The sequence below is a fragment of the Amycolatopsis sp. NPDC051903 genome (genome assembly GCF_044452505.1).
GTDB lineage: Bacteria > Actinomycetota > Actinomycetes > Mycobacteriales > Pseudonocardiaceae > Amycolatopsis.
Genome location: NZ_JBITBT010000006.1, coordinates 100,021 through 113,032 on the forward strand (window position 1 = coordinate 100,021; position 13,012 = coordinate 113,032).

The following is a 13,012-nucleotide window of genomic DNA, read 5'->3' on the forward strand; positions in this document are numbered from 1 at the left end:
CCGGGCCCCCTCCCGCCGCTGGCATGTGAAACTGGTTCATGGACCAGACCACGACACCGACCGAGGAGCACCAGCGCGACTCCCTCGCCTTCACGGGGTCCGACAAGCTGGTGAAGCTCATCGGCGCGCTCTACCAGCGGCCGCGGATGGGGGATCTGCCCCGGTCTCTGCACCAGGCGAACGTCGAGTGGGAGCCGGGGTACCAGCAGGAACGCGCCGGGCGCAAGGGGTTGCCCATGGTGTGCCTGGTCCGGTCGGATGCGTGCGAGGGGGTGCTCGGGGAGCTCGCGAAGCGGTTGCGCAGCGCCCGCCCCAGCGGTGGGGTCCGCTACGCCCACCTCCCGCTCGGCGACCGGGCCGCGACCGACACCGACGGGCTAGCGACCGAGCAGAGTGTCGAGGCGATCCGGGACATCCTGTGGGACGCGCGCAAGGAATTGCTGCGCAGCCCGCGATCCCGCGGCAGCGGCCTGCGGTTCGGGCTGTTCACGCTCGTCGTGCAGCTGATGGGCGAGAAACTGTCCGACAGTGATCCGACGCCCCCGGAGCGGATGTTGCTGCGGCGGTTGCGGCAGAACGGCGTGACGGCGCGGTTCGACGCGGCGATCGAGGACGTCGGCACGAAGCTGGTGCCGGACAACTTCACGTGGAAGTTCTCGTTGCTGGTGTTGCGGTTGCTGACGATCGCGACGTTCCGGCTCGCCGTCACCGGGCGAGTGCCGCTGCTGTCGGGCCGGTACCGGTGGTTCCTGAAGCAGCCGCACCTCGCGCCGGAGATGTCGGGCAGCTTCGTGCGGTTCGCGCTGCGGCTCACCGAGACCGAGCGGACCAAGGAGTCTCCCGAGTTCGTCGGCCGGCTGCTGGTCAACGCGTTTCTCGAAGATCTCCGCCGCGGCTACCGGATGCGGTTCTTCCGCCGTCGGCGCATGACTTACCCCGTGCTGCTGCTCGATCACGTCACCAAGACCAACGGCGGCTACCGGCTGCTGAAGCTGATCAACGACGTCCGCAACCAGACCGGCTTGTTCGACCCGCTGCTGGTGGTCAGCGCGAGCGACGCCCCGCCACCCGACGCGGAGCCGAGCAAGGACCGTCCCAAGTGGACGGCGGTCAAGGCGGGCAGCGCCTACCGGGCCTGGCAGCACGCGCTGCTCAACGACCGCCGCGCGCGCAAGGACTCGGCCTGGTACCTGCCGATCGGGCTCGACCACGTCGGCTCGCCCGAACAGCAGACCGAAGCGCGCAAGGACCTCCAGGCGCTCGGTGGCACGTACGTGCTGCGGCGCCGGCAGTCACGGCCGCCGTGGTGGGCGACGCGGTGGATGCGCATCGGGGTGCCGGCCGCGGTGGTGCTGCTCGTGGCGGGGTTCGTCGCGGTGCGGTACGACGACTTCCGCACGAGCCACTGCGGCACGTCGAGCGAGTGGCTCACGTGGACGGGTACGGAGTGCGTCGGCGTGTCCGACGGCGCGGTCACGGTCTTCCAGCCCGTCGACGACACGATCCGCCAGGTCGCGGCGGTGATCGCGGACCAGAACCGGCGCGCGGCCGAACTGCACGCCGCGCACCCGGAGCGGCCGTACATCACGCTCGTCGACCTCGAGGCGCTCACGTCGTCCAACGGCACGGCCGACGGCCTGACCGCGGAGCGCGAGTCACTGGAGGGCGTCGCGGTGGCGCAGCTGCGGCAGCTCACCGCGACGGCCACGGCCGAGCCGATCGTGCGCGTGCTCGTCGCGAACGCCGGGCTCGGCATGCTCCACGGTGTGGAGGTCGCGCGTCAGCTGAGCCGGATGGCCGAGCAGGACCGCAGCATCGTCGGCGTGGTCGGACTGGACATGAGCAGCCGGCCGACCATGGACACGATCCGCGCGCTCGGCGACGCCGGGCTGCCTGTGGTGGCGTCGACGCTGTCGGCCGACGGGCTCGCCGACCAGAACCCCGTGTACTTCCAGGTGGCGCCGCAGAACCGGCGCGAGGCGGCCGTCGCCGCGGCGTTCGTGGCGCAGCAGCCGGGCCCGCGCACGCTGCGTGTGTACTACTCCGACGACGACTCCGACACCTACAGCACCAACCTGCGCGACGACCTCCTGAAGTCCTTCCGGGGCAAGGGGATCACGGTCGAGGCGCGGGCGTTCGAGCCGGACGGCACGACGCCCGGCTCCGCGTCGCACGACCGCTACGGCGAACGCGTCGTGGGCAACGCCGCGGCGGCGGGCCGGGACACGTGCTCGTACCCGGGGTTCGTCGTGTTCGCCGGTCGCGGCGTGCCCGACTTCGGCGACTTCGTGGCCGGCGCCGCCCAGTGCGGCAGCACCGCGACGATCATCGGCGACGACGACGTGTCCCGCTACGTCGCCGATCAGGTGGCGCGCGAGCAGAACCGTGCTCTGCCGTACTACTACTTGTCCTTCGCGAGTGAGCCGGCCACCACCCCGGAGGGCCTCGCGCGGGACTTCTACACCACGCTCAACCACACGCTGTTCCCGTTCGAACAGACCGAACGCGGCCGCTCCTACGACGGTCACGCCGCCCTGTCCTACGACGCGGCGCTGGTGATGATCACGGCCACCGCCTACCTGCGCGAGACGTCCGCGAACATCCCGGTCACCCCGGGCGCGGTGTGGCGCGAGATCACGGCCATCCACACCTCACGTCCGGACGAGAGCCAGACCAACAAGTACATCGAAGGCGTCACCGGCACCATCGACTACGGCGGCGACATCGCCCGCCACGTCCCGGAAGCGAAGCCGGTCTCGGTGCTGCGCGTCGAAGGCGGCGAGGTGGACCGCGCGCTGCACGGCTTCTGCGGGATGGCGGCGGGGCGGACGTCCGATCCGTGGTGCCCGGTGGATTCCTGAGCCGGCGATCGGGACGACCTGCCGTACGAGTGGCCCGCCGACTGAGCCTCCGCCGAAGCGAGGGCACGGACGGCGGGCCGCGCTCAACGGTGGTGCGTGGGCGTGGTGTGGTGGCTGGTCGAGTGGGTGGTCGACACCGAATGCGACGAGCTGGTGCTGTGGCCGCGGATCGCGACGAAGTAGACGATCGCGGCGATGACGATGAGGGCGAGGATGGCCGCGATGGCGATCTTGACCTTGCTGTAGGGCCGTTCACCCTGCACTTCGCCGGTGCGGCCGTTGACGAGGATCCGCCAGTTCTTGCCGCCGTAGACGTAGGTGGCGACCCAGACCGGGAGGAGCATCAGTTTGAAGGTGACGTCGCGGTGCTGGGTGTTCATCGACTGCACGCGCTGCTCGTCGCCGCCGATGTCGTGGCGGCAGTCGTCCTCGATGACCGTTGCCATTCGGCGCTTGGCTTCCTCGAAGCCGGTTTCGGCCTCGATGTCGTAGCGCAGGGCGAAATGCCCGGCGAGGAACTGCGGCTGGTACGGCTCGGCCTGCTCCAGCGGCCACGGGGCGAGCCGGTCGAGCTCCTTCGGTGGCAGCTGAGTGCTGCCCGGCACCAGCACGTCGTCGAAGAAGCGGTCCACCCGGCCGCCCGCCGGGTACCAGCGCGTGCGCCGCACCTGGCGGGTCTTGCGCTGCCCGTTGTCGTAGTAGGTCTCGGTGACCCAGTAGTGCTCACCGCGCTGTCCGGAGTAGACGGTGTCCGTCTGCGAATCGTAGGTCCAGTGCGGGATGTAGGTGCTCTTGGTGGACTCGGCGGTGCCGACCTTCTTCAGCGCGTTCGGAGCGAACCACCGCGAATTGGTCCACTTCTTCAGGTGCGTGCTCACCGCGCCCTTGTCGAACTGGAACGGCAGCACGCCTTCGGGCACGAGCTGCCCGGACGCGTTCGCGTCGATCACCAAGGGGGCGCCGCAGAATTGGCACAGACTGGCCGTTTCGTTCGTCTCGGTGGTGGCGCCGCAGCGCTGGCACTTGAAGACGTACTGGCCGATCGTGGCGATCGGCTTGCGGGCCAGGTTGGTCAGGTCGGCGAACGCGATCTCGTGGATCTGCCGGTCGCCCGCCGTGATCTCCTGGCGGTACCCGCAATACGGGCACTGCATCGCGGTCGACCCCGGCGCGAACTCCAGGCGGGCGCCGCAGCCGCCGCACGGGTAGGTGGTCGCGGCCGTGTTGTCCGGTGCGAAAGCGGGCGGCGGCCCGGACTGCGCCGGGCCACCAGGCATGGGTCCGCCCGGCATGGGGCCACCAGGCATCGGCGCGCCCGGCATCGGGCCACCCGGCATCGGGCCGCCGGGCATGGGGCCACCCGCCATCGGGCCGCCGGGCAACGTGCCACCGGGCACGGGCGCGCCCGGCATCGGGCCACCAGGCACGGGTCCGGGTCCGGTCGGCATCGGGCCGTTGTGCGGATAGTTCGGGTTGGTCATGGCGGCTCCCCCCGCTGGATGAGTCTGGACGGCTCAGGACTGCGGCGGCAGCGGCGGCGGGGTCGCGCCGAACATCGGCGAGACCTCCGGCACCTGCGAGGCCGGCGTCCATTGCGGCATCCCGGACTTCCACACGAGGGTCTCCCGGGTCAGCGTGCCGGAGGAGATCTGCTGCCCCAGCTGGTTGCGGTCGAACGGGCCGAGCTGCTGGCCGTTCGCCCCGAGGAACCACTGCTCGGACTGCGGCAGCGGCGGCGGCATCTGCGGCGTCGGCGCGGACGGCGGCTGCTGCTGGTACTGCTGCTGTGGCTGCTGCTGGTACTGGGGCTGCTGCTGGTACTGCTGCTGCGGCGCGCCCTGCGGCCCGGCGGCCCGCTGGCCGAGCGCCATGCCGAGGCCGATGCCCAGGCCTTCACCCGCGCCGCCCTGGTTGTTCGCGGCCGCCTCGATCGCATTGGCGGACTGGAACTTCGTGTACTGGTCGAGATCGCCGACCACGCCCATCTGGGTCCGCTTGTCCATCGCGGCCTCGACCTCGGGCGGGACCGAGATGTTCTCGATGATGAACTTCGAGATCTCGATGCCGTTGGTGCGCAGTTCGACGTTGAGCGCGTTGGCGATCGCGCCGCCGATCCGGTCCTGCTGGGTGACCAGGTCGAGCATCGGCACCTTCGCCGCGGCGATAGCCGGGCCGAGCTTGCCGATGATCATCTGCCGGAGGTACTCGGAGACCTCCTCGGTGCGGAACTGCGGGTCGGTGCCCGCGAGCTCCTTGAGCAGTGCGACCGGCTCGACGACGCGCACCGCGTACCCGCCGAACGCGCGGAGCCGGACCATGCCGAACTCCGGGTCGCGCAGGATGATCGGGTTCTGCGTCCCCCACTTGAGGTCGGTGAACTGCCGCGTGTTGACGAAGTAGACCTCGGCCTTGAACGGCGAGTTGAACCCGTACTTCCAGCCCTTGAGGGTGGACATGATCGGCATGTTCTGCGTCTGCAGCGTGTACATGCCCGGCGGGTAGGCGTCGGCGACCTGGCCCTCGTTGACGAAGACCGCGGCCTGCGATTCGCGGACGGTGAGCTTGGCGCCCATCTTGATCTCGTTCTCGTAGCGCGGGAAGCGCCACACGATCGTGTCCCGGCTGTCGTCGGTCCACTCGATGATGTCGATGAACTCGCCGCGGATCTTGTCGAAAATCCCCACGCCCTGGCCCCCGTAGCCTTCGTCGGTTCCGGGCCGTCTCCGGCCCGCCGACACAGTACCGTGCGCTCCGTCGAGGCGCGGGTTGTTGGCTCGGGTCACGAGGCGGGCCGCACCGCCCACTGCCGGAATCGGTCATCATGAGCTTGGCGGCCATGAACGGCGTGGCCGCAGGGCCGCGGCGGTCGAGCGGCCGGAACCGGAGGTGCGGTGGCGCGCTGGACGACCGGGGAGTCGGTGCTCACCCGGGGTGCGCGGGTGCTGGAGGCGTTCGACGCCGAGCACCGGGTGCTCACGGTCGCCGAGATCGCGCGGAAGGCGGGCCTGCCGGTGCCGACCGTGCACCGGCTCGTGGCGCAGCTGCTCGACGTCGGGTTCCTGGAACGTGAAGAAGGGCACCGCGTCCGGATCGGTCTGCACCTGTGGGAGCTGGCGGCGCTGGGCGCGCGGGCGCTGGACCTGCGGGAAGCCGCGATGCCGTACCTGGAGGACGTGCACGTCGCGACGCGCCAGCACACACAGCTGAGCGTGCTGGAGGGCAAGGACGTGCTCGTCGTCGAGTGGCTGAAGGCGCGCAAGGCCCTCAAGCAGCTGATCCTGCACGCCGGGCGCCGCGTGCCGGCGCACGTGGTCGCGGGCGGCGCGGTGCTGCTGGCGCACGCGGGCAAGGACCTGCAGGACGAGGTCCTCGCGGGACCCCTCGCGCGGTTCAACGACAAAACTCCTACGGATCCGGAGGAATTGCGGCGATTGTGGGCGTATGCGAAGAAGTACGGCTACGTCGTCTGCGACGGGTTCGTGAGCCCCCACGCGGTGAGCGTTGCGGTACCCGTCACGGGGCGCGAGGGCGAGGTCGTGGCCGCGATCGGGGTTGTGGTGCCGGCCGAGGACGCGCAGCCGATGACGTTCGTCCCCGTCCTGCTGGCGGCGGCGCACGGGATCGGGCGCGCGCTGCGGTCGCCGGTGGCCGAACAGCCCACGCGGATGTGGCCGTACCGTCCGCCCGCGTGAGCCCGGATTCCATTGATTGGAGTCTCCGTTGAGGGCTCCGACGCCCGGCCGCTTCAGTGAGTGGTGATCGGCCACCACGAACGAGGAGCAACCATGGACGTCGGCACCGCGTACGGACGCAAGCCCGGCCAGTCGCTGCTGGAGCTGACCCAAGTCGGGCCGGGCACGCCGTACGGCGAGGTCCTGCGCCGCTACTGGCAGCCCGTCGCGCTGTCTGCCGACGCCACCACGACCCCGAAGCGGCTGCGGATCCTCGGTGAGGACCTGATCCTGTTCCGCACCCGCCGCGGCGCGACCGGCCTGCTCGCGCCCGACTGCGCGCACCGCGGCGCGTCGCTGTTCTACGGCGGCGTGGAGGACGACGGCATCCGGTGCTGTTACCACGGCTGGGTTTTCGACACCGAAGGCCGCTGCCTCGAGCAGCCGTGCGAGCCGGAGCTCGGCCGGCACCGCGACCGCGTGCGCCAGCCGTGGTACCCGGTTCGCGAGTACCACGGCCTGGTCTTCGCCTACCTCGGCCCGCCGGAGCGCAAGCCGGCGTTCCCCGTCTACGACGTGCTGGAGGACCTCGGCGAGGGCGAAGCCGTGTACGCGGACGACAAGAGCTTCGGCGCCGGCGGCCCCGCCGAGGTGGACTTCAACTGGTTGCAGCACTGGGAAAACGTGATGGACCAGTTCCACATCCCGATCCTGCACGCGCGGTTCTCCGGCAACCAGTTCATCCCGGAGATGGCCGTGCTGCCCGAGTGCACGTTCTCCTACACCGAGCAGGGCGTGCGCGTGACGGCGATGCGCGATTTCTCCGGCGGCCGAGTGCTCACGCGCCTGACCGACGTCGTGTTCCCCAACATCCGCCTGATCCCCGGCCCGCGCCTGACCGTGATGGGGCCGACGCCGATCGTCGGCTGGGCGGTGCCGTTCGACGACACGCACTTCAAGGTGTTCACGCTGTTCCGCGCCACCAGCCCCGACTACCTCGAGACCGAGAGCCTCAAGCTCGGCGACGGCAAGAACTGGCACGAGCTCACCGAGGAGGAGCACCAGCGCTACCCGAGCGACTACGAGGCGCAGAAGTCGCAGGGGCCGACCGCGGTGCACTCGCGCGAGTTCCTGACCACGACCGACCAGGGCGTCGCGATGCTGCGGCGCATGATGGCCAAGCAGATCAAGGCCGTCGCCGACGGCGGTGACCCGGTGGGCGTCGTGCGCGAGGGCGACACCACGACGTACCACGTGCTGGCGGGCAGCTACTTCGACGGCGTGCCGGCGGCTTCGCGGTGACCGACCTCCGGGTGGTGAGCCTGACGTGGGAGGCGGACGGCGTGCTGTCGGTCGTCCTCGCCGACCCGTCGGGCGGCCCTGTGCCGTCGTGGACGCCCGGGGCGCACGTGGACGTCGAACTCGGCGGCCTGCGGCGCAGCTACTCGCTGTGCGGAGATCCTTCGGACGACCGGGTGCTGAAGATCGCGGTGCTGCGCGAGCCGGCCGGGCGGGGTGGTTCGGAGTTCGTCCACACGCGACTGCGCCCGGGTGACGTGGTGCCGGTTTCCGTGCCGTTGAACAACTTCGAACTCGTCGACGCGCCGTCGTACGTGTTCATCGCCGGCGGGATCGGCATCACGCCGGTGCTGCCGATGCTCACGGTTGCCGCTGCGCGGGGCGCTTCGTGGCGCCTCGTGTACGGCGGCCGGCGACGGACGTCGATGGCCTTCCTGGACGTGCTCGCGGACTTCGGCGCCGCGGTGGCGGTGCGCCCGGAGGACGAGTTCGGCCGGCTGGACCTCGACGAGGCGCTGAAAGAGACCACTTCGGACACTGTCGTCTACTGCTGCGGGCCCGAATCCTTGCTGACGGCTGTGGAACAGCGGTGCCTTGACCACGGGCGGCAGCTGCGCGTGGAGCGGTTCGCCGCCAAACCGGTCGAGTCTTCGTTGCCGGCCAACGCGTTCGAGGTGGTCTGCGCCCGCTCGGGGGTGACCGCGACCGTCGGCCCGGACCAGAGCGTGCTGTCCGTGCTGGAGGACGCCGGGCTGCCGGTCCTGTACTCCTGCCAGGACGGCATCTGCGGCACCTGCGAAACCACCGTGCTCGAGGGCGACCTCGACCACCGCGACTCCGTGCTCACCGCCGCCGAGCGCCAGTCCGGCGACACGATGTTCATCTGCGTGTCGCGGTGCACCTCGTCGCGGCTGGTTCTCGACCTTTAGGAGGTCTCTTCGTGCGCCCCATCGCAGTTCTCGAGGTCGACGGCGTCCTCGCCCTCGACGACCCGCGCGTCCCCGTCGTCGAGACGGTGGTCCACACCTACGGCCACCGCTGGGCCCGCCCCATCAACATCCCCATCGGCGCCGCCGACGTGCTTCGCCGCCTCGTCGCCGAGTTCGACGTGGTGTGGGCGAGCTCGTGGTCCCACAACGCGCATCCCGCTCTGCAGGAGGCCCTCGACCTGCCCGCCGAACCGTGGCCGTTCCTGCCCGTGCAGTTCCGCAAGCTGCCCGCCATCCGCACCCACGCCGCCGGCCGCCCGTGGGTCTGGATCGACGACGCCATCCACGACCTCGGCCCCATCCCCGCCCCCAAAGACGGCCTCCTCGTCCCGGTCGACCCCCGGGTCGGCATCATGGCCATCGATCCGGTCGCCCTGCGCGAGGAAGTGTTCGAACGGGTCACCGTCCGAGCATCCAGCGGATGATGTCGAAGAACTCCTTGGCGTAGACGTGGGGTTCGTCCGCGGCGTCGGCGACCTGGTCCGCCCAGCGGTGGACCTCCGCGTAGCGCGGGACGCGGTCGGCTTCGTAAGCCTGCAACGCACCCGGGACGTCGGGGTGCGCGGTGAGCAGGTCCGCGAGGACGGCCGCGTCCTCGATGCCCAGGGAGGCGCCCGAGGTGATGTGCGGGGACCCGGCGTGGGCGGAGTCGCCGGCGAGGGCGACGTGGCGAGAGACCCAGCGGTGTTGCCGGGGCACGTACAGCACGCGGTTGCGCACGACGCGGTCCTCCGGCGTCGCCTCGATGGCTTCGCGCGGGGCGAACGGCCAGCCGCCGTTGTAGAGGTGGGGGACGCGGGCCAGGGCTTCTCCCTTGCCGGATCCGTTGACGGGCGGGGCTTTCAGCTGCGCGATGACCCAGAACACCGTGCCGCCGCCGCTGCGGACGACGCCGCCGCGGGTGCGTTCGCGGCCGATGACGTAGCGCTCGACGGTGATCTCCGGGATCGCGCTCTCCGCGACGATCCCACGCCACGCCAGGTGGCCCGGGTGCTCCCGCGCCGTCTCGCCCGGTGACAGCTGCTCGCGCACTCGCGAATACACCCCGTCGGCGCCGACGAGGAGGACGGCGTCGATCGCGGTGCCGTCCGCGAGTTCCACGACGACGCCCTCGTCGTGGTCGCGGTAGCCGGTGACCTGCGCGCCCGTGCGCAGGTGGTCCGGACCGAGAGCTTCGGCGAGGAGTTCGTTGAGGCGCTGGCGGGTCAGCACCACGTAGTCGACGTCGGCGAGATCGCCGTAGTACTCGTCCACGACCTGACCGGCCGGGTCCTGGTACCGGATCCCGCTCGGCACACCCGCCGCACGGATCGTCTCGCCGGCGCCCAGCCGGTCGAACACCGCGAGCGCGTTCGCCCACAACCCGAGCGCGGCGCCGACGCCGCGGATCTCCGGATCCTGTTCGCACACCAGCGTTTCGAACCCCGCCCGCCCCACCGCCAGCCCGGTCGTCAACCCGACCACACCGCCCCCGGCGACCACGGCCCGTTTCGCACCCTGGACATCTTCCTCGGCCGGAGCCTCGTGTGACAACCCGGAACCCTCGCCGCGAGAAGACGTTACCCGGCAACGAATTTCGTACCGTACTTGCGCAGTACTTCACGGCTGTAACGATCCCCGCCTGTTCTTCGACAACGCGGCGCACGTTCATCTTTCCGAGGAGGGGTTCGAGTTGTTGCGGAAACTGGGAATCGCACTGGCCGCCTGCGCGCTGGTCGCCGGCTGCGGCGTCGGGACGGCACCTACGGGAACCGGCGGCGTGGTCGCCCCCGCCACCACTTTCTCAACGCCGATCCCCACCCCGACAACGGAAACCGCCCCGCCCACCGCGATCACGACCACGACCGATGCACCACCGGTCACCTCATCGAAGGCCGCCACCCCGAAGATCACGGCCCCGAAAACGACCACGGCGAAGCCCAAAACCACCACCGCCACCCCACACCCCACCTCGACGACCTGCGGCACGGACTACTACCGCAACTCCTCGGGCGTCTGCGTCCACCGCCCGTCCACCAACCCCTCCGGCGCCACGGCGATCTGCAAAGACGGCTCCTACAGCTACAGCCAACACCGCTCCGGCACCTGCTCCGGCCACGGCGGCGTCAAGACCTGGCTCTGACAACACCACCAGGGGCACGCACCGCCATACGCACCGCAACAAATCCACTCAACGAGGATGCGCCCAGCCCCTGCCCGCCACCTCAACCGGCGACGACCACGCATACGACACCGCCGCCAAACTATGCAGCAAGTCCTGCACCCAGCCCTGCCGCGCATCCCGATCGGCGACGCACCACGCATACGAATCCGCCGCCGAACTATGCAACTGAGGATGCGCCCAGCCCCTGCCCGGCACCCCGAACGGCGTCGCACCACGCGCATACGCAACCGCCGCCCAACCACCCCACTGAGGATGCGCCCAGCCCCTGCCCGGCACCTCGATCCGAAGCTTCCACACGGCCGCCGACCCCGTGTCAAGGCACGCTTTCCCGCCTTGACACGGGGTCAGCGGCCGTAGTCACACTCAAGCTTCGGGGTGCCTACGCACCGCAACACGCCCCCGCGCAGGACCGCATCAGCACCACAACCCAACCGCAGCCGCCCCCGCGCAGGACCGCATCCCCACCACAACCCCATCCCACATCCCCATTGTCCAAAATGACTGCTCCATTCAGCCCAGTCCCCAAAGTCTGATCAATCACGAATCTCCCCTCTTGATCCCTCCACCCGGTACCGTCCCTTCCGGTATCATGTACGAGTAACCGGGAGCCGGAGTGACTCACAGAGGTGGGCGGGCCATCGTCGTGGTCCTCGCTTCCTGCGGTTTGGTCGCGTCGTTCATGCAGACGCTGGTCGTGCCACTCATCCCGGCGTTCCCGCAGCTCCTCAACGCCACCGCCACCGACGCGTCCTGGGTCGTCACCGTTACGCTCCTCGCCGGCGCCGTCATCACCCCGGTCGCGGGGCGGCTGGGCGACCTCTACGGCAAGCGCCGCATCCTCCTCGCGAGCCTCGGCGTCCTCGTCATCGGTTCAGTCATTTCCGCGCTGACGAGTTCGCTCGCCCTGATGGTCGTCGGGCGGGGGCTGCAGGGGTGCGCGATGGGCGTGATCCCGCTGGGCATCAGCATCATGCGCGACGAGCTTCCCCCGGAACGCGTGAGCGGCGCCGTGTCGCTCATGAGCGCGACGCTCGGTGTCGGCGGCGCCATCGGGCTGCCGCTCGCCGCCGTGGTCGCCGAAAACGCCGACTGGCACGTGCTCTTCTGGGGTTCCGCGGCCCTCGGCGTCGCGTGCGCGGCCTTGATCTTCCGCTACGTCGGCGAATCCCCGCTCCGCACGCCCGCGCCCTTCGACTACGCCGGCGCGTTCGGCCTCGTCGCCGGGCTCACGGGCCTGCTGCTCCCCATCGTCAAGGGCGGCGAGTGGGGCTGGGGCAGCCCGGCCACACTCGGTTGCGCCGCCGCGGCCGTGGTCGTGCTGCTGGCGTGGGGCTGGTACCAGCGGCGTCGCCGCGATCCGCTCGTGGACCTGCGCGTGTCGGCGCGCCGGCCGGTGCTGTTCACGAACCTGGCGTCGATCCTCGTCGGCTTTTCCATGTACGCCATGGCTTTGTCGTTCCCGCAGCTGCTGCAGGCGCCGTCGGCGACCGGCTACGGGCTCGGCCAGACCATGGTCGAAGCGGGCCTCAGCCTCGCCCCCAACGGCCTGGTCATGATGGCCCTGTCACCCGTCTCCGCGCGGATCACGAACCGCTACGGCGCGCGCACCACGCTGATGACCGGCTCCATCGTGATCGCCGTCGGGTACGTGTTCGCGATCCTGCTGATGGACAACGTCGCCGAGCTGATCGCCGCGTCCGTGATCATCGGCGCGGGTGTCGGCATCGCGTACGCGGCCATGCCGGCGCTGATCATGGGCTCGGTGCCCCTGACGGAAACGGCTTCAGCCAACGGGCTCAACTCGCTCATGCGCTCCGTCGGCACCTCGACGTCCAGCGCGGTGATGGCCACGCTGCTCGCCCAGCTGACCATCACCGTGGGCGCGCTCACCGTCCCGTCGCTCACCGGCTTCCGCACGACGTTCGCCGTCGCGGCCGTCGCCGCGCTCATCGGGCTGGGGCTCACGGCCCTGGTGCCCCGAGTCCGCGCGAAGACGGCCGCTCCGGAACCGGCAGCGGTGTAAAAGGT

Annotated in this window: 11 protein-coding genes; 7 read left to right on the plus strand and 4 right to left on the minus strand. The window is 70.4% G+C overall.

Features of this window, described 5'->3' with window-relative positions; genetic code table 11:
* Positions 1–38 precede the first annotated feature (38 nt).
* On the plus strand, positions 39–2,861 hold the full coding sequence (locus tag ACIA77_RS16715; protein WP_395886763.1) for a hypothetical protein: 2,823 nt from the start codon (positions 39–41) through the stop codon (positions 2,859–2,861).
* Between the two features lie 83 nt (positions 2,862–2,944).
* Here ACIA77_RS16715 and ACIA77_RS16720 read toward each other — a convergent pair whose 3' ends face one another.
* A complete protein-coding gene (locus ACIA77_RS16720; protein ID WP_395886764.1) occupies positions 2,945–4,342 on the minus strand; it encodes a hypothetical protein in 1,398 nt (465 codons plus the stop codon).
* 33 nt (positions 4,343–4,375) lie between these two features.
* Complete coding sequence (locus ACIA77_RS16725) at positions 4,376–5,545, minus strand: SPFH domain-containing protein (RefSeq protein ID WP_395886765.1); 1,170 nt, start codon at positions 5,543–5,545, stop codon at positions 4,376–4,378.
* 207 nt (positions 5,546–5,752) lie between these two features.
* Here ACIA77_RS16725 and ACIA77_RS16730 point away from each other — a divergent pair, with 207 nt between their 5' ends.
* The 4 genes from ACIA77_RS16730 to ACIA77_RS16745 all read left to right on the plus strand — a co-directional run bounded on the left by ACIA77_RS16730 (position 5,753) and on the right by ACIA77_RS16745 (position 9,245).
* A complete protein-coding gene (locus ACIA77_RS16730; protein WP_395886766.1) occupies positions 5,753–6,553 on the plus strand; it encodes an IclR family transcriptional regulator in 801 nt (266 codons plus the stop codon).
* Between the two features lie 93 nt (positions 6,554–6,646).
* Complete coding sequence (locus ACIA77_RS16735) at positions 6,647–7,834, plus strand: Rieske 2Fe-2S domain-containing protein (RefSeq protein WP_395886767.1); 1,188 nt, start codon at positions 6,647–6,649, stop codon at positions 7,832–7,834.
* The gene (locus ACIA77_RS16740; protein WP_395886768.1) at positions 7,831–8,760 is read left to right on the plus strand and encodes a PDR/VanB family oxidoreductase; all 930 of its coding nucleotides are present in this window, start codon (positions 7,831–7,833) and stop codon (positions 8,758–8,760) included. Before ACIA77_RS16735 ends, ACIA77_RS16740 begins: the two co-directional genes overlap by 4 nt.
* 11 nt (positions 8,761–8,771) lie before the next feature.
* Positions 8,772–9,245 carry a hypothetical protein gene (locus ACIA77_RS16745; protein ID WP_395886769.1) on the plus strand — a complete coding sequence of 158 codons (474 nt, stop codon included), beginning with the start codon at positions 8,772–8,774 and terminating at the stop codon, positions 9,243–9,245.
* Here ACIA77_RS16745 and ACIA77_RS16750 read toward each other — a convergent pair.
* Both ACIA77_RS16750 and ACIA77_RS16755 read right to left on the minus strand, forming a co-directional pair.
* A complete protein-coding gene (locus ACIA77_RS16750) occupies positions 9,220–10,353 on the minus strand; it encodes an FAD-dependent oxidoreductase (RefSeq protein WP_395886770.1) in 1,134 nt (377 codons plus the stop codon). The two genes, ACIA77_RS16745 and ACIA77_RS16750, sit on opposite strands and share 26 nt — an antisense overlap.
* Positions 10,354–10,467: 114 nt before the next feature.
* On the minus strand, positions 10,468–10,788 hold the full coding sequence (locus ACIA77_RS16755) for a hypothetical protein (RefSeq protein WP_395887046.1): 321 nt from the start codon (positions 10,786–10,788) through the stop codon (positions 10,468–10,470).
* Here ACIA77_RS16755 and ACIA77_RS16760 point away from each other — a divergent pair.
* Both ACIA77_RS16760 and ACIA77_RS16765 read left to right on the plus strand, forming a co-directional pair.
* Complete coding sequence (locus ACIA77_RS16760) at positions 10,709–10,942, plus strand: DUF3761 domain-containing protein (RefSeq protein WP_395887036.1); 234 nt, start codon at positions 10,709–10,711, stop codon at positions 10,940–10,942. The two genes, ACIA77_RS16755 and ACIA77_RS16760, sit on opposite strands and share 80 nt — an antisense overlap.
* Before the next feature lie 655 nt (positions 10,943–11,597).
* The gene (locus tag ACIA77_RS16765; protein ID WP_395886771.1) at positions 11,598–13,007 is read left to right on the plus strand and encodes an MFS transporter; all 1,410 of its coding nucleotides are present in this window, start codon (positions 11,598–11,600) and stop codon (positions 13,005–13,007) included.
* The last annotated feature ends 5 nt before the right edge of the window (positions 13,008–13,012 follow it).

Bases quoted from the DNA above. Each gene is read 5' to 3' on its own strand.
- ACIA77_RS16735 (WP_395886767.1), top strand. From the start codon at position 6,647: ATGGACGTCGGCACCGCGTACGGACGCAAGCCCGGCCAGTCGCTGCTG.
- ACIA77_RS16715 (WP_395886763.1), top strand. From the start codon at position 39: ATGGACCAGACCACGACACCGACCGAGGAGCACCAGCGCGACTCCCTC.
- ACIA77_RS16720 (WP_395886764.1), bottom strand. From the start codon at position 4,342: ATGACCAACCCGAACTATCCGCACAACGGCCCGATGCCGACCGGACCC.